The 20,107-nt window shown below is 69.3% G+C and carries 18 protein-coding genes; 6 read left to right on the top strand and 12 right to left on the bottom strand.

Annotated features, from left to right (window positions below; all coding sequences use genetic code 11):
- Positions 1-19 precede the first annotated feature (19 nt).
- Together ACZ7MX_RS18140 and ACZ7MX_RS18135 are read left to right on the top strand one after the other, a co-directional pair.
- Entirely contained in the window at positions 20-1,345 is a 1,326-nt protein-coding gene (locus ACZ7MX_RS18140) for an erythromycin esterase family protein (RefSeq protein ID WP_472133181.1), read from the top strand.
- Positions 1,346-1,613: 268 nt separating this feature from the next.
- Positions 1,614-2,102 (top strand): GNAT family N-acetyltransferase, encoded by a 489-nt coding sequence (locus ACZ7MX_RS18135; protein ID WP_472133292.1) that lies wholly within the window; start codon positions 1,614-1,616, stop codon positions 2,100-2,102.
- Between the two features lie 219 nt (positions 2,103-2,321).
- On the opposite strand, the gene ACZ7MX_RS18130 is transcribed toward ACZ7MX_RS18135, so the two are convergent.
- The 3 genes from ACZ7MX_RS18130 to ACZ7MX_RS18120 all read right to left on the bottom strand — a co-directional run bounded on the left by ACZ7MX_RS18130 (position 2,322) and on the right by ACZ7MX_RS18120 (position 6,368).
- Entirely contained in the window at positions 2,322-3,089 is a 768-nt protein-coding gene (locus tag ACZ7MX_RS18130) for a carbonic anhydrase (protein ID WP_472133179.1), read from the bottom strand.
- Positions 3,090-3,614: 525 nt separating this feature from the next.
- Positions 3,615-5,102: an FAD-dependent monooxygenase gene (locus ACZ7MX_RS18125; protein ID WP_472133177.1), complete on the bottom strand. Its 1,488-nt coding sequence runs from the start codon at positions 5,100-5,102 to the stop codon at positions 3,615-3,617.
- Between the two features lie 252 nt (positions 5,103-5,354).
- Complete coding sequence (locus tag ACZ7MX_RS18120) at positions 5,355-6,368, bottom strand: LysR family transcriptional regulator (protein ID WP_472133175.1); 1,014 nt, start codon at positions 6,366-6,368, stop codon at positions 5,355-5,357.
- A gap of 368 nt (positions 6,369-6,736) precedes the next feature.
- On the opposite strand from ACZ7MX_RS18120, the gene ACZ7MX_RS18115 reads away from it, so the two are divergent.
- A complete protein-coding gene (locus tag ACZ7MX_RS18115) occupies positions 6,737-6,865 on the top strand; it encodes a hypothetical protein (RefSeq protein WP_472133173.1) in 129 nt (42 codons plus the stop codon).
- Between the two features lie 805 nt (positions 6,866-7,670).
- Positions 7,671-8,288 (top strand): VC0807 family protein, encoded by a 618-nt coding sequence (locus ACZ7MX_RS18110; RefSeq protein WP_472133171.1) that lies wholly within the window; start codon positions 7,671-7,673, stop codon positions 8,286-8,288.
- 251 nt (positions 8,289-8,539) lie between these two features.
- Here the strand turns inward: ACZ7MX_RS18110 and ACZ7MX_RS18105 are convergent, their stop codons facing one another.
- Complete coding sequence (locus ACZ7MX_RS18105) at positions 8,540-9,910, bottom strand: flavin monoamine oxidase family protein (RefSeq protein ID WP_472133169.1); 1,371 nt, start codon at positions 9,908-9,910, stop codon at positions 8,540-8,542.
- Between the two features lie 83 nt (positions 9,911-9,993).
- Here ACZ7MX_RS18105 and ACZ7MX_RS18100 point away from each other — a divergent pair, with 83 nt between their 5' ends.
- The gene (locus ACZ7MX_RS18100; protein ID WP_472133167.1) at positions 9,994-10,602 is read left to right on the top strand and encodes a TetR/AcrR family transcriptional regulator; all 609 of its coding nucleotides are present in this window, start codon (positions 9,994-9,996) and stop codon (positions 10,600-10,602) included.
- Between the two features lie 15 nt (positions 10,603-10,617).
- Here ACZ7MX_RS18100 and ACZ7MX_RS18095 read toward each other — a convergent pair whose 3' ends face one another.
- The 3 genes from ACZ7MX_RS18095 to ACZ7MX_RS18085 all read right to left on the bottom strand — a co-directional run bounded on the left by ACZ7MX_RS18095 (position 10,618) and on the right by ACZ7MX_RS18085 (position 12,940).
- On the bottom strand, positions 10,618-11,088 hold the full coding sequence (locus tag ACZ7MX_RS18095) for a hypothetical protein (protein ID WP_472133165.1): 471 nt from the start codon (positions 11,086-11,088) through the stop codon (positions 10,618-10,620).
- A 177-nt stretch (positions 11,089-11,265) separates the two neighbouring features.
- Positions 11,266-12,093, bottom strand: a complete 828-nt coding sequence (locus tag ACZ7MX_RS18090; RefSeq protein ID WP_472133290.1) for an SDR family oxidoreductase — start codon at positions 12,091-12,093, stop codon at positions 11,266-11,268.
- A 175-nt stretch (positions 12,094-12,268) separates the two neighbouring features.
- Positions 12,269-12,940: an SDR family NAD(P)-dependent oxidoreductase gene (locus tag ACZ7MX_RS18085; protein WP_472133163.1), complete on the bottom strand. Its 672-nt coding sequence runs from the start codon at positions 12,938-12,940 to the stop codon at positions 12,269-12,271.
- Between ACZ7MX_RS18085 and ACZ7MX_RS18080 the strand changes: the two genes are divergently transcribed.
- The gene (locus tag ACZ7MX_RS18080) at positions 12,878-13,090 is read left to right on the top strand and encodes a helix-turn-helix domain-containing protein (protein ID WP_472133161.1); all 213 of its coding nucleotides are present in this window, start codon (positions 12,878-12,880) and stop codon (positions 13,088-13,090) included. The genes ACZ7MX_RS18085 and ACZ7MX_RS18080 overlap by 63 nt on opposite strands.
- A gap of 216 nt (positions 13,091-13,306) precedes the next feature.
- Here the strand turns inward: ACZ7MX_RS18080 and ACZ7MX_RS18075 are convergent, their stop codons facing one another.
- From ACZ7MX_RS18075 to ACZ7MX_RS18055, 5 genes are all read right to left on the bottom strand, one after another.
- Positions 13,307-13,597 carry a hypothetical protein gene (locus ACZ7MX_RS18075; protein WP_472133159.1) on the bottom strand — a complete coding sequence of 97 codons (291 nt, stop codon included), beginning with the start codon at positions 13,595-13,597 and terminating at the stop codon, positions 13,307-13,309.
- 306 nt (positions 13,598-13,903) lie between these two features.
- On the bottom strand, positions 13,904-15,814 hold the full coding sequence (locus ACZ7MX_RS18070) for an ArnT family glycosyltransferase (RefSeq protein ID WP_472133157.1): 1,911 nt from the start codon (positions 15,812-15,814) through the stop codon (positions 13,904-13,906).
- A 68-nt stretch (positions 15,815-15,882) separates the two neighbouring features.
- The gene (locus ACZ7MX_RS18065; protein ID WP_472133155.1) at positions 15,883-16,365 is read right to left on the bottom strand and encodes a poly-gamma-glutamate biosynthesis protein PgsC/CapC; all 483 of its coding nucleotides are present in this window, start codon (positions 16,363-16,365) and stop codon (positions 15,883-15,885) included.
- The gene (gene pgsB, locus ACZ7MX_RS18060; protein ID WP_472133153.1) at positions 16,362-17,696 is read right to left on the bottom strand and encodes a poly-gamma-glutamate synthase PgsB; all 1,335 of its coding nucleotides are present in this window, start codon (positions 17,694-17,696) and stop codon (positions 16,362-16,364) included. The genes ACZ7MX_RS18065 and pgsB overlap by 4 nt, the downstream gene beginning before the upstream one ends.
- A 13-nt stretch (positions 17,697-17,709) precedes the next feature.
- Positions 17,710-20,064, bottom strand: coding sequence for a HAMP domain-containing protein (locus tag ACZ7MX_RS18055; RefSeq protein ID WP_472133151.1), 2,355 nt, complete (start codon positions 20,062-20,064; stop codon positions 17,710-17,712).
- Positions 20,065-20,107: the final 43 nt, after the last annotated feature.

Genomic DNA, 20,107 nt, shown 5'->3' with positions numbered 1-20,107 from the left:
CAATGAGAGGGGTAGAGGCGTGATCACGAACAACTCGCCGGCTCCGGCTCGGCTGAGTACCGAGGCGATACGGCCGCTGCGCACGCTGGCCCCGGACGGGCCGCAGGACGATCTGGCTTGGCTGGATGAGGCGATCGGTGACGCAAGGGTGGTGGCGATCGGTGAGAACGCGCACTACAACCGCGAGTCCTACCAGCTGCGCCACCGCCTGATGCGGTATCTGGTCGAGCGGCACGGGTTCGGCGCCTACGCGATGGAGTCCGGATTTGTCGAGGGAACACTGACCGACGAATGGATCCGCGGCGGGCAGGGCCAGACCGGCAACGTCATGGCGAACGGCATGACCTCGCTGATGGGACTGTGGACCGAGATGCGGGCCCATCTGGAGTGGATGCGGCAGCACAATGTCGAGTCCGTCGAGCCGGTCGCCTTCTACGGCATCGACCTGTCCGGCTCGAATGTCTCCCTGTTACCCGGCCTGGACGCCGTCATTGCCTACCTCGCACACGCCGATCCCGCGTTCGAGATAGATCCGAGCATTCGGGAGACGGCCTCGGCCTTCGCGGCGCCGTCCGCATTCTCCCTGCCCCAGGCCGTCGCGACCTACGGACAACTCGCCCCTGCGCGGCGAGATGCGTTGACAGCAGGACTGGCCGACCTCGCCGCACGGATGGAGGGACGCCGCCTGGACTACCGGCAGCGTACGACTTCCCACGCCTACGAGCGCGCGCTGCGATCGCTGCACTTGACCGTCGCCATCGATGCGAATGCCCGCGCGATGGCCCGTGGCGACCATGACAGCGTGTTCTTCAACCGCGACGGCGCGATCGCGGACACCGTGGAGTGGATCCTGCACCGGGAGGACCGGATCGTGCTGGCCGCCCACAACGGCCACATCCAGCGCTGGCCCGCCCACTGGCCAGGCATGCCTGCCGCGGCGACGATGGGCATGCACCTCGCTGACCGGATCGGCGAGGACTACCTGGTCATCGGCATCACCAACGGCACAGGCCAAACCCTCAACACCGAAGCCGACTTCTACGCCGGCAAGCTCTTCACCGACTTGGAGCCACCCCGGTCCGGCAGCCTCGACGCGCTCATGGCCGCCAGCGGTGAGGGCCCCTTCGCCACCGACCTGCGACGGCTGTCACTGGCAGACACCGAGGCCGTTCGAGCCATCTCTCAGCAGCGTCTCGGCACTTTCTACTGCGATGTGAGCCCACTGGAGGCGTATGACGTCATCGTCCACCTCCCCCACGTCACCGCAGCCGAACCCGACGACGCTGCCCTCGCCCAGTCGCCTCACGACGTACAGAAGGCATTCTCCCTGTGGAAGCCGCGATGACCCGGCTCCGGCCGGGGCCGACCGACATAGCCGACGCGCTTCTGGGCGGACCGGCCATCGGGGCTCTCCAGTGCCATGACCGGAAGTGTTCACCGGGGCGAGGCTGTGGTGGATGGTGTCGCGGGCTGGTCGCCCGGCCGCTTCGAAATCGCTGGACACCTTCGGGTTAGTCGGCGAGCATCCGCAGGTGACAGATGAAGCCGATCACCGGAAGCCGCTCGTGCGGGGACCCAAACGCATCCGTTTTGTCGAGTTGGCCGGCGGGGCGATGTCCGCTTTGCTGGATGGAGACCTGTCCAGAGCCAGCAGGATGGCCGGGGTTTCGCTGACCGAGTACTTCGTGACCGACACAGCACGGTGGCTGTGGCAATTACGGCTCGACCAGATGGCCGCCGATCCCGGCCATGCGCGGTGGATGGTGCGGCAAGCGGTCGTCGGCGACAAGGGTCTCGTCGTCGGACATGCCGGGTTCCACGGGCCGCCCGATGAGGTCGGCATGGTCGAAATCGGTTACTCCGTCGCTCCCGAGTTCCGTCGCCAGGGATACGCCCGATCCACGCTGATCGAGTTGCTTCGCCGGGCAGCAGCCGAACCCGCAGTCACGACCGTGCGGGCGACGATCAGCCCCGACAACGTGGCATCCCTGGCCACGATATCGGGCTTCGGCTTCGTTGAGGTCGGAGAACAGTGGGATGAAGAGGACGGTCTCGAACTCGTCTTTGAGGTCTCTGCCCACCGGGTTCCCCCCCCCGCTTGATGGGAATGTTCTTGATGGGAATGTTCGCGGCAGAACGCTGAGCTGTGACCGTGGCGTCAGGCGCGGTGCTCAGGCTGCGGCAGCCGGTACGCCTCCGCCCCAGCGGATGCCTTTCTCGCTGCGGATGCGGGCGCGTTGGGACTCATAGGGACGGGACACCAAGACCGCCCCGCTGCCAGCCCGGTCCTGCCAAGCCGTCATGTCTGTCCGGCCGGCCGCTCAGGAAGGCGCACCGCCCAGGACTTCCACCTTGCCGGTGTCGAGTGAGTAGTAGGCGCCGACCACGGCCAGGGTGCCCTTTGCCACGAGCGGAGCCAGGTCCTGGTTGGAGCGTAGATCGGCTGCGGTCAGCTTGACCTGAGCGCGCGCCATGGTCTCCACCGGGTCGGCACCGCCTTCGCGGACGGCCTGCTCGTATGCCGGTTGCAGGGCCTTGACGATCGCCTGCAGGTTGCCGGGCAGCGGTTTTCCGTCACGAAGGGAGTGGTACGCCGCCTTGACGGCGCCGCAGCGCTGATGCCCGAGGACCACGACGAGCGGGGTACCACTCGTCATGGGCCCGTACTCGACAGAGCCCGTGACGACCGGGCTGACCGCCTCTCCGCCCGTGCGCATCACGTAGAGGTCACCCAGGCCGGTGTCGAAGAGGAGTTCAGGCGGTACTCGGGAGTCGATGCACGAGAGGATCGCCCCGAAAGGTTCCTGTGACTGGGCCACGAACTGGCGCCGGTTCGGGTCCCGGTCGGGGTGGTGAAGGTCTCCGCTCACCCAGCGCTTGTTCCCCGCCATCAGCCGCGCGAATGCCGCGGCGGGGGTGGTCGGCCGTGCCTGGGGCGATGCGGTGGCCGTCTGGACGGCCCGCGCTTCGGGCGAAGCGTTGGTCGTCGAGGGGGTCCTCGTCGAGGAGCACCCCGTGAGCGCGGCCGCGGCGCCCGCAAGTCCGATGCCAAGCAACGCTCTACGATCCGGCTGTCCGGCTCTGCCCATCGCTCGTTCCTCTCGGTGCCGCACAAACACATCCTTGCGTCTGGACCGGGCCCATTGTTCGACTTGGGCGGGTGTCCCAGCAGCAGGCGCAAGCAAGCGCCGGCCACGTTGCCACCAACGGCCCACACCATCGGCCGACCAGGGTGAGGTCGAGGAACATCATCGACACCGCCTTTGCGGTGCGGCAGGCAGGCCGGCCGGCCAGGACCATGCTCGCGGCGACGACGGCGCCCACGCCGAAGGGCCCCATGCGGAAGCCCGGCCACGCACCGCGTCACCAGCACGACCGGCTCGTTGGGGGCGAGCGCGGTGGTGACGTTGCCGACGGCGAACAGACCCATCAGTCACAGCAGCGTGTCTTTGTCGGCAGCCGCCGGGCGGCCAGAGTGAGGAGCGGGGCACCGACGACCACCCCGAGGGCGTAGGTCGAGACCTCATATCCGGTATCGGGAGTGCCGACCATCGCGCGCGGCGTGAACCGGTAGTTACTGGTCGGCGTTGGAACGCGTAGTGGCGAGGGGTGGATCAAGGGCGGGCGGGGCCGAACCAGGCGGTCAGGGCCGTGGACAGGTCATCGCCGCGGAGGGGTTCGTCGCCGGCCCAGGCGAGATGGCCGTCGGGGCGGATGAGCAGGATGGCGGCCTCGGCGTCGGTATCCAGGGCGGCGACGGCCCGCACGCGATCTCTCCAGGGCTGGGCGATGCGAACGGCTGCGGAGGTGCCGGAGAGGTCCAGCAGCAGCGGGCGCCCCTCGCGCAGCAGCTCGGCCAGGCGTACGGGCCCGGAGTCCGTCTTGAGCTGACGGTCGGCGACGAAGGCGCCCACGCGTGCGTCGTCGCTGCCGCCGTAGTGGACGTCGGTGCCGTAGACGCTGCCGGTCAGGTAGTCGTTGACCTCATCGAAGCCCATGAGTTCGGTGAACAGTTCGCGCAGCGCGTCGACTTGGGCGCCGGGGCGCATCAGCGCGGCTTGGGCGCGGGTGTTGTGCAGGACCCGCTCGGCGACCGGGCGGCGCTCGGCGTCGTAGGTATCCAGCAGTCCGGGGCGGCCATGGCCGGCGGCGGCGAGCTTCCAGCCCAGGTTCACCGCGTCCTGGATGCCCAGGTTGGCTCCCTGCCCACCCGCGGGGAAGTGCACGTGCGCCGCGTCTCCGGCCAGCAGGATGCGCCCCGTGCGGTACTGCGCGGCCAGGCGGGTGCTGTCGGTGAAGCGGGAGAGGAAGCGGACGTCGGTGAACTGGATGTGCTCGCCGGTGACACGGTGGACGGACTCGACCAACTCCTGTGCTGTGGGCGGAGTTTCGGGGAGAGGACGGTCCCACTCGGTGGTGGAGATCCGGCCGTCAGGCATCCGCATGAACCAGCCGCGCTCGTTGCGCTGCCAGCCCATGGGCAGGTGGCCCCCGCCGGTGACCACGCCCAGGCCCATCCAGCTCACCAACTGCGGTTCGGTGCCAGGGAAGTCGATGCCGGCGAGCTTGCGCACGGTGCTGCGTCCGCCGTCGCAGCCGACCAGGTAGCCGGCCCGGATCACGCTTGCGCCCTGCTCGTCCTCCACCGTGACGGCCACACCGCCGGCGTCCTGCGCGAACCCCACGACTTGGGCTCCGTGACGGACGACGGCCCCGGTCTCGGTCGCACGGCGGGTGAGAACGGCCTCGATGGCCTCACGGGGCACCGCCAGTTCCCGGGGCTGTTCGGTGGTAGCGGCTCCACGGCCCAGTACGAACAGTCCGGCAAAGTGTCCCCGCGCGGAGTCGTTCGCCAGACGGCGGCGGTATTCGCCCAGATGGGCCGTGCCCTTTTCTGCTGCTGTGAAATCGGCGAGCAGATTCCGACGGTCCATGAGTTCAAGGGTGCGGGCGTGGATCGTCAGTGTCCTCGGCTCGTGGGCCCCGGGCTTGAGACGCTCCACGACCAGCGTGGACACTCCATACATCCGCAGCTCGCCGGCGAGCATCAGGCCGACCGGTCCACCACCGGCGATAAGTACGTCGTAATCGTTGCTCTGCATATCCAGCACCAGCCGCCCAACTCGTTCCGAAATCCGCGCGGGGCGTTTCCGGCAAGGGGACACCTGGACCGGAGTTCCGCGCAGGGATAAATTCTCCTCCCGGCGGCAACCGGGAGTCACCAATGAAGAGGTGTGAATTCCACGGTATCCAGGGGCTCGGAAATCGCAAAGTGCGATCCTGATAACTCACGATTGCGTCTGGCGGCAATCCATCGAGTCGAAGTGCCGCAGACTGCTTCGGGAGAAGCGGTGTCAAACTGCTTCAGGAGACGTGGTGTCAGACTGCCGGGGAAGAGGCGGGTTCATGCCGCCCTGGGTGTGGATGTCGGCGCGTCCGTCGGCGTGGGCCTCGGAGTGTCCGTCGGTCTGCCAGTTCTCGAAGACGCTGCGGACGCAGTGCCGGAACCAGGTGTGGGTGGGGTCGGCCTGGTGCCGGATGTGCCAGGACTGCGAGATGACTATCGAGGGGAGCCGCAGCGGAATGCTCACCGTGCGCAGATCGAGGAGGGCGACGGCCTGGCTGCTCAGCTTCTCGGCGGCCAGTCCCACCAGATCGCTCTGCGCGAGCATGTGCCAGGAGGCGGCCCAGCTCGGTACGACGGAGACCACCTGCCGGTGCAGCCCGTGCTCGGCGAGGTGGTCGTCGATCGGACCGGCGAGCCGGCCGCGCCGGGAGACGCTGAGGTGCTGGGCCGCGGCGAACCGCTCCCGGGTCATCTCGCCGCGCAGCAGCGGATGCCCGGCACGCATCACGGCCCGCACCCGCTCGACGAGGAGACGTTCGCTGTTGACCTCCGCGGAAGCGGAGTCGGCCACGCCGACCACGAGGTCGGTGGCACCCTCGCGCAGTTTCGGGGTGCTGTCACCCGAGTCCTCCGGTACGAACCTCACCGTGACGTGCGGCGCCTGACGGTGGACGGTGCTCAACAACGGCTGGGCGAGCGCCCCGAGCACCATGTCATTGGCCTGCACGGTGAAGGTGGTCTTCAGCGAGGCCAGGTCCGGCGCACCGCTGACCAGAAACATCCCGGTGGCCTGCTCGACCAGTGAACGCACCTGGTCACGGACTGCCAGGGCACGGGGCGTCGGCACCATCTGACGGCCCGCGCGGACCAGGAGCGGGTCGCCGAAGGCCCGTCGCAACCGGGCCAGGGTCCGGCTCATGGTCGGTGTGGACGTGCGCAACCGATCCGCGGCTCCGGTGACGCTTCCCTCCTCCAGCAGGGCGTCAAGGGCGGTGAGGAGGTTCAGGTCCACGGATTTCATCTGACGCAACCTTCGATTATCACGATTGATCTGGACGGCAAGCCGCAATGTGGTTGAGTGTACTTATACGGGAGCCCGCCCAAGCCCCATACCATCGTGAAGGTCGACGCAGAACGACATAGACGAAACATGAATCAGGGCGGAATACCGTTTCGGCGTTGCAGCTGGGCCGCATTCACTGTTCGACAGATTCTCGCGAAGAATGCGCCCGTGAGATCGGCGCCGGCATACGCGGGTCAATCGATCCCGTCAGTCGCCGTGTCCGTGACTGTGGCCGTGGCTGTGACCATGCCCGTCGGCGTGGCTGTCGCCGCCGTGGTCGCTGCGGTTACCGCAACGGGCACGACGGCGAGAACCACATCGGCATCGTGACGTCCTACGACGACACCTACGTCCACACCGTCGAAGGAAACCGTTCCGACCAGGTCAAGCGGCTCAAGTACGCTCGCTCCGGCCACCTGATCCGGGGCTACGGCTACCCGGCCTGGGACTGGTGACCGGCCGTCCGCGCGCCTCACGGGGGTGGGCGCGCGGTTCACCGGTATTCACCAACCCACGGCCATCAGACGGGAGTTCACCTTCCGTTTCGGCACTACTCTGCCTTCTGCGCCAGCTGCCCTCACGAGCGCCGCGGGGCTGCTCAGTGCCACAGCATCCGCGGAAGCGGCCGCCGCCCCGGCTGTGATCGCCAGCGGCGTCGACACGACCGTGGACGGCGGCAGCAACCTGCGCGGCGGCCCTCACCCGAACAGTTACCTGGTCGGCACGACCAAGGGGAAGAGCGAGTTCGCGCGTCCGCGTCCGCGTCCGCATCGTGCCGCTCGAGGGGGCAGAGACCAGCCATCGGTGGGACGGCGCCCTCGTCTCATCGAACGCGCCGTTCCCTGGTTGTCCGGCTACCGCAGGCTCTGCCTCGTCAGGAACGAGATCTCGGCAACTAGCAACTACCTGGCCTTTCTCCCGCTCGTGGCACCCTGCGCCCCTACAAACGCCCGACCCACCTCACCCCGTGGGACACAGTTCTCAGAGTTAGTTGCGCAGATGGTTTTCGGTCATGCATGATCACGCCGTATCGGGGGGCCTGGCGCGTGGCCTGGGGAGCATGTCTCCTGCCACGCGCCTGTTTTGCGTGCCCCGGGTCGCACACACCAATGACTCCCAGGGGGAACCGTGCTCGCTCACGACCACACGACCGGACCAGACAGACCCAGCACACCGGAGACGCAGACGGCGCAACCGGCGCAAGCCGATGAGCGGCCTGGGCCGCCCGCCCGGTCCCAGGGCGCCGCCCTCGGTGGCTGGGTGCTCACCATCGCGCTCAACGTAGCCGCCCCGATCATCACGTACAACGCCTTGTGTGATCAGGGTTGGAGCGAGTTCGCGGCGCTGCTGGCAGGCGGTGCCTGGCCTGTTCTCGACAGCGCCGTTCACCTCGTATGGCGACGCCGTCTCGACGAATTCGCCGTAGTGACCCTGGTGTTCTTGGTGATCACCGCAGCGGTGTCGCTCATCGGCTCCCACTCGACCCAGGCACTGCTGGTCAAGGACTCGGCCATCAGCGGGTTGTTCGGGCTGTTGTGCCTGGCGACGCTGTTGGCGCCGCGCCCCCTGATGTTCTACTTCGGCCGCAAGTTCGCCACCGACGGCACGGCAGCGAGCACCGCCTGGTGGAACGGCATGTGGCAATTCGAAGGATTCCGCAGCACCATACGGACGATGACGACGGTCTGGGGCGTGGCGTACTGCCTGGAGGCAGCGGTCCGGATCGCGCTGGCCTACGTCATGAGCACCGGCACCGTGGTGGTCCTGAGCCCGATTCTCATGTACGGCGTGCTCGGCGCCCTCATTCTGTGGACGACGATGTACGGCAAGCGGTCCCGACGCAGGGGTGAGGAACGCGCCGCTGCGGCGGCTGGCTGACGAGATCGTGAACCTCGCCTACGCCACCGTCAACGCCTACGCCAACTCCTACTCCACCTAACCGCCGCCCTCCCCCGGCTCCGGCAACCGCGAAGCCGTGCCGACATACCGGCGGTCCCGCATTCCTTGCACGTTGTGCGGGAATGCGGGATCGCCACCCCTTACCAACCTCCCGCACAGTCAGCGGCGTCGGCGTCGGCGGCGGCGGCGCAGACGCCTGGTCTGACCCACGCCCGATGCTGTAGTGGGTATCAGGAGAGTTGAGGGAGGACCTCGCCCGCGACGCGGTGGCCGGATTCAGCGGCTCCGTCCATGTAGCCCGCCCACTTCGTGGCGGTCTCGGTACCCGCCCAGTGCAGCGGGCCGACCGGCTTGCGCAGGGCCGGACCGAAGCGGGTGAGGGTGCCGGGCACGGCGAACGCTCCATAGCAGCCGCGGCTGTACTCCTCTTCCGCCCAGTCGCGTTCGATGTAGGCGACCGGGTTGCGGGCCCGAGGGCCGAAATAGCCGACGAGGTCCTTGATCACCTGGGCGCGCCGCTCGTCGAGGCCCATACGTGCGCCGGTATCGGCGTGCCGGCCTTCGAGGAAGCCGACAAGCACGCCAGGAGAGCCGCCGAACGGCGTGTTGTCGAACACCGTACCCAGGGCGCGATCGGTGCTGTTTGCCTGGCCGCTCAGGCCCGCATGGCGCCAGAACGGCTCGTCGTAGGCGACGTTGACCTTGATGACCCTGCCCATCGGCATCCGCTGGACGAGCTGGTCACGGTCGCCCGGAAGGCCCGGGGTGAAACGGATGCGTGCGGCGAGCGGGGGCGGCACCGCGACCACGGCCCGGCGGGCGCGCACGGTCCGGCCGCTGCGCGTGACGACGCGGACGCCCGAACTCTGCCAGTCGATGTCGGTCACCGGTGCGTCGAGGACGACCCGGTCGCCGAGTTCCTCCGCCAGCCCCAGCGCGATGCGCTGCGTCCCGCCGACCACTCGGTCCTGCTGCGCCCCGCCGACGGTGTTGATCAGCGCGTCGAGGCCGCCGGCACCGCCGACGTAGAAGGCGGCCCACAACGCGGACATGTCCTCGGGTTCCGCGGAGAACACCCCCTCGGTGACCAGCCGGAAGAAGGCCCGGCCGCCTGCGGTGTGCGCGGTTTTGCGCAGCCAGGTGCCGAAAGTCTGGGTGTCCAGTTCCTCTGCGCGGGATGCCCGCCACGGATCGGTCGCGGCGACGTGGCGCGCGAGCCGGTCCAGGCGGTATTGGGCCTGTCCGATGTCTGCCAGCACCAGCGGGTTCAGCCGGGGTATCCGGCCCGTGTACTGGGAGCGGTAGGAACCCATCTCGGCGATGTGCTCGCCGTCGGCGTAGGTGGGGTAGGTGCGCAGGCCCAGCTCCTTGATCAGCGCCCTCACCTGGTCCTGCCCCGGGCCGACCCACTGCCCGCCCACCTCGATGGGGGCGCCACCGGGTAACTCGTCGTTCAGCACCCGGCCACCGACCCGGTCACGCGCCTCCAGGACCAGCACCTCCGCGCCGCCCCGAACCAGGTCGCGAGCGGCCACCAGGCCCGCCACTCCGGCCCCGACGACCACGACGTCCACCACATCTACGACGTCCTCGAGGTCCACCGACTTTTCCATCGCCACCTCACACCCAGAACTCACATACAGAGTGAATCTGACATGCAAAGCGTATGTGATATCCATGCCGGGTGGAAACGCTGCGAGAGAAATACGCGGAGAACACCCGCCGCACCCTGCTCGACACCGCCCTGCGCCTCTTCAGCGAGCGTGAATACGCGAGCGTGTCGGCAGAAGAGCTGGTGCGCACCGCCGGCCTCACCCGCGGCGCGCTGTACCACCACTTCAACGGCAAACTGGGACTCTTCGAGGCTGTCTTCGAAGACCTGGAGCGGCAGGCAACGCAGCGCATCACGGCGGCGATCGACCCCGTCTCGGATCCGCGCGAGCGAGCCGACCATGCCGTCGACGAGTTCCTCGACATCTGCATGGAACCCGCCTACCGCCACATCGTCCTCCAGCAAGGCCCGATCGCCCTCGGCTGGCAGCAATGGCGCGCACTGGACCAGCGCCACCTGGGCGGCCTGGTCCTCGACATCGTGCACACCGCGCTCGACGCCGGCCGCATCCGGCCCCATCCGGCCGAACTGATCGCCAGAGCGTTCTACGGCGCCCTCACCGAACTGTCCCTCGCGATCGCCGAGACCGACAACCCCGACGAGGCCCGAACTCAGGCGGCAGGTCTCGTACGCGATCTCGTGGACGGTCTGGCGATCGACGCACACCCATCGTCGGCCTGATAGTTCCTGCGCCGATCACCGCTTGGCTTGGTAGTACGCGTCCCAGGTCTGCTTTTGCCAGAACAGCACGAGGAAGAGTGCGAGGAGGTGGTCGTCGGAGAGCGATTCACCCTCGCCGTGGAGCCGCACGCAAAGAGGACACCTCCCGCTTTGGTCGTAGAAGATCTCGAGGGGGCCGACGGCACAGACACGGCTGCCGTGCCGGTCGTAACTCACTTCATACGGCCCGATGCGCAGCAGGCGGTTGCCGAACTTGCTGTGTTCACAGCGCCACTGACCGACGGTGAGCGGCATGCTGGACCACCGGCGGTAAGTGATCTCGACGCCGCCCACGGCGCGCAAGGTCGAACTGAACCGCTGGTATTCGAGCGGCCATGCCCCCAGGGCTCGGGGTGTGCTGTCCAGCCACTCCCGTCGGCCGTACGTGATCTCCACACCGTCGATTCCGCGCCAAAGCGCCTTCTCATACCTCAGCTCGATGTCCATGCCTCGCCTCACCACCGATTTCAGCTTCACACGTGTGAGGGGCTCCCGCAGCACGGCGATCGGGGGCCTCGCAGATCGGCCCGCCTACGGAGGTTGTGCTCCACATCGAGTGCTCAGGTCGATCCCCGCGCGCGCGACCAGCAGCCCCGCCTCCGGGCGTGTGCAGGGGTGAGGCGTTCAAACCGCCGCGGTGATGAACTGGTGGGCGCCACGTAGCGGGGTGCGCAGTGTGCGCTGGGTCGCGCGGCTGTCGAGGCGGACGTCGAGGGCGCCGCGAAGTGCGCTGTCGGCCCGTAGACCCGTGGGCAAGCGCGAGGCGTCGAGGCCGTCGCGCCTGGCGATAAGGACGCCAAGTTCGTGGCGGCTCACCGCGTCGGCGCCTGCGAGATGGTGGATGCCGCTGGTGTCATGCGAGGCGAGCTCCAGGAGGGCCGCGGCGAGATCGGCGACGTGTACCGGGCAGCGGATGTCGTCGGTGAACAGGACGCCGTCGCGGGTACCGGCCGCAAGGTGGTGGACGGCACGTTCGTGGACGGACTGGCCGCGGCCGATGATCAACGAGGTTCGGGCGACGACGGCTTGCGGATGCACGAGGAGGACCCCGGTTTCCGCTGCGGCCTGCGCCGCCCCGTACGGGGTGACGGGATCGGGCAGGCAGGACTCGTCGTAGTGGACGCGAGCGCCGGAGAACACCGCGTCGCTGGAAACATGGACCAAGCGACTGCCGTACTTCGCCGAGGCCATCGCCAGCCGGACCGGTCCCTCGGCCGTGACCGCCCAATCGGCGTTGCCACTCGATGCGTTGACGACGAGATGCGGGCCGACCTCGGCCATCACCGCGTCGATGCGCGCAGGGTCCCGCAGGTCGAGGGCATACCACGCAACCTCGCGAGTGGGGCCGGGCTTGGTCGCGTAGGTCGCGGCCGTCATGTGCCCTGCTGTTACCGCCTGCCGGGCCAGCTCAGAGCCCAAGAAGCCGCTACCGCCGAGGATCAGAACTCTCACGATGCGTACGGTAAACCAGTCCACCGTGCAACCGGTTCAGCTTCGGCGAAGGCGTCGCGCACTACGCGGCGGAGCCGCCCTCGCTTGCCTTGTAGCGGATCGTGGCGGGCGGCGGATGGTGGGGGCGGCCAGGCGGTTTCCTGACGGGAACGGCGGCCGCCCTGCTTCCCTTCTTTCAGACCGCGCTCAGCCCGCCGTCCACCACCAAACTCTGCCCCGTGATGTAGGAGGCTCGGTCGGAGAGCAGGAAGGTGACGGCCTCGGCCATCTCCCAGGCTGTGCCCTGGCGGCCGAGGGGGATCCGTTCGAACGAGGCGGTCCTTGAGGGCCGCCGTGCGGAAGCGCCTCGGCCCATCGGAGTGTCGATCAGACCGGGGACGACGAGATTGGCGCGGATGGCGCGTGGTGCGCCTTCCTTGGCGACATGCCGGACGAGACCGAACAGCGCTGCCTTGGAACTGTCGTACGCAGGCGAGGTGGTGGCCGCACGAAGTCCGGCGCCCGAGCCGATCAGGACGATCGCGCCGCCGTCGGCGAGTTCGGGCAGGCCGTACTTGGCTGCGAGGAAGGGGGCCTCCAGGTTGAGCGACATCACGCGTTCCCAGTCCTGGGGCGAGGTGTTCGCCAGACCGGAGCCCAGGCCGATGCCGACGTTGACCACGATGGCGTCGACACCGCCGCGGCCACCGCCGGGCTCGCCTGCGCCGAGGGAGCCGACGCCCTCGCCCGCTATCTGCGACCACTTGAGGCGGAAGGGGAGTTCGGCACGCTCATCGAGGAGTCGGTGCGCCTGTACCTGGAAACGGGGCGGCATTTCGGTGACGTCGCGCGGATCTTGCACGTCCACGTCAACACGGTCCGCTACCGCCTCCGACGCTTCGAGGAACTGACCGGCGTCCGCCTGGACTCGCCGGATACGACAGTTGAGCTCAGCTGGGCGCTGGCGGCACGCCAGCTGCGGTCGGGGCCTTCGTCACCGCCCCGGTCGTTGGACTGACGCACAACGAGCGCGCGCTTGACGTTGCACAGCGGCCATCGACCGCCCATAGGGCCCACCTCATAGTGGTGGCACCCCACGGTCGGCCGCCCAGGACGACGACAGCCGACCGTCCATGCCTTACCTGACTGTCCCAGCACGGTCATGGCCGAGCGCAGCACAGCCCAGCACGCAGCCCCCAGCGGCGCCGTCAGGGTCAGTCGTGAGCCGGCTGGCTCACCGCTTGCAGATGTAGTAGCCGCCGTGCCAGAGCTTCACCCAGTGGCCGGGCTTCCAGTACTTGCTCCAGTGCCCGTTGTGCCACCGGTACTCCCAGTGCCCCTTCTGCCAGTGCTTGATCCAGTAGCCCTTGTGCCACACGCACTTGGCGTGCTGGCTCGCCACGGTCGTGGGGGTTGCGGCCGGAGCGGCCGTTGCGGTGCCGGCCGTTCCGATGGCAGCGCCGCCGGCCAGCAGGGCGCCGGCGGCAGCGGCCGCCAGTGAGCGCTTGATGTCCTGTGTGCGCATGGTGCGCACCTCCTTGCGCGCCTCCCCGCCCGCTGACGAGCGGGGCAGGCGGGATAAAGGCGATTCAACAAAAAACTACCTCAGAAGGTGCTGGTTCGCCGGTCGAGAGAAAGGGGCTGGTCAGCGGCACCGCGCCGGGTGCCCCCGACGCTTACGGGAGGGGCTCCGTGCTGGCACTCACCGCCTTGTGCCGGGCGCCAGCTACGCCGGCGCAGACAGCGTCCGTACCGCTCCGAAGAGGTCCGAAGAGGTCCGTAGGGGTCTGTACAGGCCCGGGCATTTCGAGGCGCGGACCGCGGGGGGCGTTCAGTTGGCCTGTCGAGCGCAGTCGTAGAGGGTGAAGCTTCCGTCCGAGGTTCGGCCGTAGGCGCGTGGGCGGAGGGGGGTGCAGCTTTTCCTTATCCAGGCGGAGGCCGGGGTGGGCGGGCGCCGTGTGGTCAGCAGGGCGTAGCGCAGTTGGTGGGTGGAGACCAGGTCACTGAGCTGGCGTGCGGACGGGTAGGGGGTCAGGCCGGTGAAGCCGCCCATGACGAGGGTGGGTTGGGAGGTGGCGCGCAGCAGGGGCTCGGCGCCGTAGGCGGCTTGGGTGGCGAGCAGGTACTTCTCCCCGGAACGGTGCGCGGAGAGGTAGTTCAGCAGCGCGGCGTCCCGCGCGGACGGCGTGCTCAAGGGGTAGCGCCGGAACGTGGCCCGATGGTGGGGCCGGTCGCGGTAGTCGGGTCCCACCGGCCCGGCCAGCGGCGACAGCGGTGAGCCGGCATAGCGCGGGTCCAGGCTGGAGGTGGCCCAGACCGCCGGGGCGAGCAGTACGGACGCCAGGGAGGCCGCCAGGGAGGCCGCCAGGGCACTGTGCACCGCCCGTCGCGGGGTGCGGGGTCCGCGGGTGCACAGGCCGACGGTGCCGCACAGACCGAGCATCAGCACCATCGGCAGCAGCCAGGGCACGAAGTCGCTGTGCCGGCCTTCCAATGCCACGGACCACAGCGCCGTGAGCCCGATGGCGAGGGGCAGCGCCGCTCGACGGCGGCCACCGGCGCGGTACTCGGCCCAGAAGAGGGCGACTCCGCCACCGGTCAGCGCGGCGAGGGCCGGGGCCACTACGGCGGTGTAGTAGCCGTGATTGCCGTTGGAGTTGCTGAAGACCACGACGTGTACCACCAGCCAGCCTCCCCAGAGCAGGAACCCCGTCCGCGGGCCGTCGGTGCGCGGCTGTCCCTGGCGCCACCACACTCCAAGTGCCAGGGCCAGTACGGCGAGCGGCAGGAGCCAGGCGATCTGCGGGCCCACGCTCTCGTTGACCAGCATGGTCCAACCGGTGTTGTCGGTGGTGCGGCTGGCCGCGGTGCCGGCGACGGCGCCCAGCGCGTTCGGGTCGTGGCCGAAGCGGCTCAGCCCGTTGTAGCCGAAGACCAGGGTGAAGGGGTTGTTGTTGGTGGTCCCGTCGATGTAGGGACGGTTGGGTGTGGGGGTCGCCCACACCAGAAGCAGCCAGGCACAGGAAACGAGGAGTGCGGTGGCCCCGGCGAGCAGCAGCCGCCGGGCGCGGTTCCACCGGGAGCCGGGCGCTGCCGTCTGGTACACCGCGGCGAAGACCGGCAGGACGAGCCACGCCTGGAGCATCTTGGCCTGGAAGGCCAGTCCCACCCATGTCCCGCAGACGATCAGCGGCAGCAGCTTCCCGGTGGTGACGGCCTTCTGCAGCGATCCCGCGGCGAGGAGCAGCAGCAGGACGAGGAGGGTGTCGGGGATGGTGTGCCGGTCGAGTACGACGGTGACCGGGGTGAGCGTGAGTGCCAGCGCGGCGAGCAGCCCCGCCCACGGTCCGGCCCAGGCACGGACGATCCGGTGCAGCACCAGGACGGCCAGTACGCCTTCCACGACCTGCGGCAGGACCAGTGCCCAGTTGTGCGGCCCGAAGAGCTTGAGGGAGAGCGCCTGCGGCCACAGCGCACCGGGGATCTTGTCCACGGTGATCGAGCCGCTCGGGTCGAGCCCGCCGAAGACGAAGGCGTGCCAGCTCGCCGCCATCGACCGCGCGGCCGCGCTGTAGTACGGGTGCACCCCGGCACGGTCGATGCCCCAGGCGTAGAGCACCGCGGCGGTGGCCAGGATGAGCAGGAGGGCGGGCAACTCCCGTCGTGCGAAGGGCAATTGACGGGCGCGGGGGGCGCGCCGGCGGCGGCGGGCGGGGTCCCGGGCGAGGGCGGTGGTGACCATGGCGGGGTCTCTCAGGGAGTGGGGCTGGGGTGCGAGATCGTCGGCTTCCGGGCGGTGGTTCGGCGAGCTCAGCCGACGGGCAGCGCCCCGAGCAGCAACCCGGCGACGAGCACCACATACGTGCTGAGGGTCACCGCCGTGGTGGAGATCACGGTGGCGGCCAACGGTTGGCGGACCAACTGATACGCGATGAGGCCGGGCACGATGAAGCCCAGGGTCTGGGCGGTGTACAGGAGCGGGAACTCGTGCTGGAGCGCGAACAGAACCGTGGTCTGGAGCAGCACCGCGGACAGCACCACTGCGGCGAACAGCCGCTTCCCGTAGAGGATCACATGGCGTTGCAGGAGCTTGGTCACGAGGAAGGTGAGCGCGGTGACGCCGATGACCATGCCGGCCCGGACGACATCGGTGACGAGGGTCAGCGCCAGCCAGCCGGGGGTGATCATGCCACCGGGAGAGAGGTTGGTGGTCAGGTAGCAGACCAGCGAGAAGACCAGTCCGAGGGCTATCCCCAGCGCGATGGTCTGCGGATTGATGTTGACGGGGATCACAGGGAGTTCCTTGTCGGCCGGGACAGGGCGTCGGCGTGGGCGGCGGGGCTCGGGAGATGCGTGCCGGACCTGTGGCGGTTCAGCGACGCCACCCAGCGGTACGGCTGCGGCTCGGGCGGGGGCGCGACCGGAAGCGGCTCGTCGGCGTCGTCAGCGGGCAGCTTGCCGAGGTGCTCCAGGAACAGCTCGCCCTGGCCGTGGATGTTGCCGACGGCCACCAGCGAGGAGTCCGGGCCCAGTTCGGCGAGGAGGGCGCGGGTCAGCTCCTGTGCGTCGCGCCGGTCGCCGCCCAGGTCCACCACCCGCCCCGACGACCAGCCCGGCGGGATGCCGTCGCGGGCGCTCTTGGTGGGATGCCCGATGAGCAGGACCGTGTCCGGGTCCAGGTCCGGGATGATCGCTCCCATCTGCCCGTTGCGTTCGATCCGGTCCGGCCGGCAGTTGATGACCACGTTCAGCGGGCGGCGGATCGCTCCGAGTTCCTCCAGCTGACGGACGTTCATCAGCGTCGAGGCGGGATCGTTGGCGGCGAAGACATTGGCGAAGCGCAGCCGTTTGCCGTCCGGGGTGCGGTAGCGCTCGACAGAGAGCACACCGGGGTCCGGCGGCGCATCCCACATACCGCGCAGTGCGGTGGCCCGGTCCACACCGAGCAGTTCGGCCACGGCCAGCGCGATGGCGACGTTCTCCTTGAACGTGAACCAGCTGAACCCGCGCAGCTCCTCATCCGTGACCGACTCCGGATCCACCACGATCAGGCGGCACCTCCGTTTCTCCGCCTCCTCCTTGAGGATGTGCAGCCGCTCCTGTTCGGCGGTGACACAGACCCCTCCGACCGGCATCGACCGGGACAGCGAGCGGGCCACATCGTCCAACGTCGGCCCCATCTCGGCGAGATGGTCCTCGCGTACGTTGCACAGCACGCCGATGGTGGAACGGATCAGCTTCTCCTGGTTGATCTCCTGGAGTGCGGGCATCACCGCCATGCACTCGATCACCAGAGCGTCCGGCCGGTATGCCGCCGCGCGCCGGACGATGCCGATCTGCTCGACGACGTTGGCGATGCCCAACTTGCGGTACACCGGCTCCTCGGTGGCATCCGGGTGGATGAACCGGGCAGCAGTGCCGGTGGTCTTGGCAACGGTGACCAGACCGCCGCCGCGCAGCGCCCCCGCACACAGCCGGGTGATCGAGCTCTTGCCGCGGATGCCGTTGACCAGCACACGAGTGGGTACTTGTGCCAGCGCGGCGTAGTGGCGCCGCTGCTCCAGTACGCCGGCGACCAGGAGCACGGCGCAGCTCAACAGCAGCACCACATAGAGGAAAAGCACGTCAGTTGGTCCTTCACTGCTGCGGCGGGCCGCCGCGCTGGAACGATGGGGCAGGGACAGAGGGCACAGCTGCACGTCCACCACCGCGGTCCCGGTCCACCAGGGCCTGCCGGAGCAGTTCCAGACTGCGGGTGACCGAGCCGCACTCGTCGTGGTGGACCGGGTACAGCACGGTGCGACGGTCACCGCCGGCCAGTTGCTCCGCGCATCTGGTGACCACGCGCAGCGGCCTGACCACCACGATGTGCAGCCAGCCCAGGCAGGCGACGCCCACGGACAGCGCGAGCAGACCGGCCAGCATGGTGCGTGCCTGGAGCTGGTATGCCGCCAGTTTGAGCGCTGCGGCGGGCTCGGCGGAGACCACCCGCCAGCCCAGTCCGGCGATCGGTCCCTTCTGCGCCAGCGGCGCCGCGGCCGCGACCGACGGACCGTCGCCCGGGGCCGTCCCGGCGCGCAGTACGGCCGATGCCGGGGTGCCCGTGCTGCCGGGGGCCGCCTCGGTCCTGGCCACCAGTCGGATGAGGCCCCGGTGGGGAAGGGCCTGGAAGGCCTGAAAGCCGACGCTCGCCGCGAGCACCCGGTGGCGCTCGTCGGTCAGCCACACACTGCCGAGCCCCTCGCGTGCGACCAGGGAGTTCAGCGCGTTCACCCCGATCTCGGCGACGACGACGGCCGGGGCGGAGTCCTCGGCGCCCTTGGCGTCCTTGGCGTCCTTCGCCTTCCGGGCCGCCGGGATCTGGGCGTAGGCGGCGATCGCGGGGATCGTGCCCGACGTGTTGACCTGGGCGATTCCCTCGCCGGTCGGCGCGTGGTCAAGGGTGCGCAGGGGCTGCTTGCCCACCCGGAGCACGAGGGCTCCGGTCCGGTCCAGGACATACAGCGACCGGAACGTGGGGTGATCGGCGTGTGCGCGCCGCAGCACCTCCGTCGCCCGCTCGCGGGACGCACCGGAGAGGCCGGACGCTGCCGCCGTGAGGTCGGTGCAGCTCCGATCGAGGGACCGCCGCACCCGATCGGCGGCGGCCTCGGTGCGTGCCTGCTGGTCGGCGACGGCGGCTGCCGGTACGGCCTTGGCCGCGGGTACGCGGTTGAGGAGGAACAGCAGCGGCATCCCCCATGCGGCGATCACGAGCGCGCAGACGAGGACCAGAGCCCGGGCACCGGGGCGGCGGCGCACCGGCCGCACGGACTCCGGTCCCGTCTCGCCGAGCAGTTGGCGACGTATCGACTCCAGTGCCCTGCCGACCCTGCCGGGCTCCCCGAACGCGACGACCGGCACCGGCCGGGCCAGCTCCTTGCGGTCCCACGGCAGGTGACTGGCCGCCCTGGCCAGGCGGGCAGCGGACAGGTGCAGTCTCAGCAGCGCACGCTGCATGCCGGCCCACAGCACCAGGGTGACCAGCACGGCGATCAACACCAGTGCACCCGCGGCCACGAGGGCGAACCACGTAGGGTCGGCTTCCTCCTTCGCCGGGGGCACCTCCCTGCGCGTGAGGACGGTCAGCCCCAGGTCGGAGGCGTCGCCCTTGCCGTCCGCCGCGGCGACCGAGGCCCACCCCGTGACCCCGCGCAGCCCGTCGTGGCCGTCACCGAGCACGCTGCCCGAGACGTCGCCGGTGCGGAGATCGGCGTTCGCGGCGTTCGCGGTATGTGCCGCGGCGGCCGGCAGCTCATGGTGGTCGGTACGGAGCGTCGGGGCCGTTCCGGGGGTGGCGGCGGTGGCGAGCACCTTCCCGTGCCGGTCCACCAGTTGACCGGTGCGCCCCACTCCGTACACCGCCGGAGCAGCGACCTTCTCCGAGACGACGAGGAGGAGTTCGTTCTCCTCGTCGTTCTGATCCGCTCTCAGGTCACCTGCCTGGTCGTTGTTTTCGTCCTGCTTGGTGTGGGCGGCAGGGACGGCCACCCGGGCGAAGAGCAGCAGCCGCGGTTCGCCACGGCTCGAAAGAACCAGCCGGGGCGCGATTTTCGGGGTGTCGGACCGCACCAGCGCCGGGACATCCACCCCGGTCAGCGGCACCGTTTCACCGCTGGCCGCCAGTGGCCTGCCGGTGTGCGGATCGAGCAGCACACCGCCTCCCGCGGGGTGCCCGGTCGGGAGAAGGGACCGCAGAAGAGCCGCCGGAGTACGGCTGCCGTCGGGCGCGCCCGACGCCGCAGAGCGGCGCACTGCTGCGGCTCTTGCGTCGATGGCCGTCCCGACCGAGTCGGCGGCGTCCTCGGCGATCCGGCGTTCGGCGTCGCGAAAGGCCTGCGGAACATCCTGTTCGTGAACGGTACCGAGACCGAGTGCGGTGAACGCGGCAACTGACAGCAGGGCGCAGAGCAGTGCGGCGATCGGTGGACGGACGCCTCCGAGCAGAGGCATGTCGGCGCGGCGTCGGGTGCGGTGCGGACGGGGCGCGCGGGCA

It is taken from the genome of Streptomyces sp. NPDC107765, assembly GCF_055657085.1.
The sequence above is the reverse complement of the archived record's forward strand: the minus strand, read 5'-3'. Positions and strand labels throughout refer to the sequence as shown.

Bases quoted from the DNA above. Each gene is read 5' to 3' on its own strand.
- ACZ7MX_RS18135 (WP_472133292.1), top strand. From the start codon at position 1,614: ATGTCCGCTTTGCTGGATGGAGACCTGTCCAGAGCCAGCAGGATGGCC.
- ACZ7MX_RS18130 (WP_472133179.1), bottom strand. From the start codon at position 3,089: ATGGGCAGAGCCGGACAGCCGGATCGTAGAGCGTTGCTTGGCATCGGA.
- ACZ7MX_RS18125 (WP_472133177.1), bottom strand. From the start codon at position 5,102: ATGCAGAGCAACGATTACGACGTACTTATCGCCGGTGGTGGACCGGTC.
- ACZ7MX_RS18120 (WP_472133175.1), bottom strand. From the start codon at position 6,368: ATGAAATCCGTGGACCTGAACCTCCTCACCGCCCTTGACGCCCTGCTG.
- ACZ7MX_RS18095 (WP_472133165.1), bottom strand. From the start codon at position 11,088: ATGGACATCGAGCTGAGGTATGAGAAGGCGCTTTGGCGCGGAATCGAC.
- ACZ7MX_RS18075 (WP_472133159.1), bottom strand. From the start codon at position 13,597: ATGCGCACACAGGACATCAAGCGCTCACTGGCGGCCGCTGCCGCCGGC.
- ACZ7MX_RS18070 (WP_472133157.1), bottom strand. From the start codon at position 15,814: ATGGTCACCACCGCCCTCGCCCGGGACCCCGCCCGCCGCCGCCGGCGC.
- ACZ7MX_RS18055 (WP_472133151.1), bottom strand. From the start codon at position 20,064: ATGCCTCTGCTCGGAGGCGTCCGTCCACCGATCGCCGCACTGCTCTGC.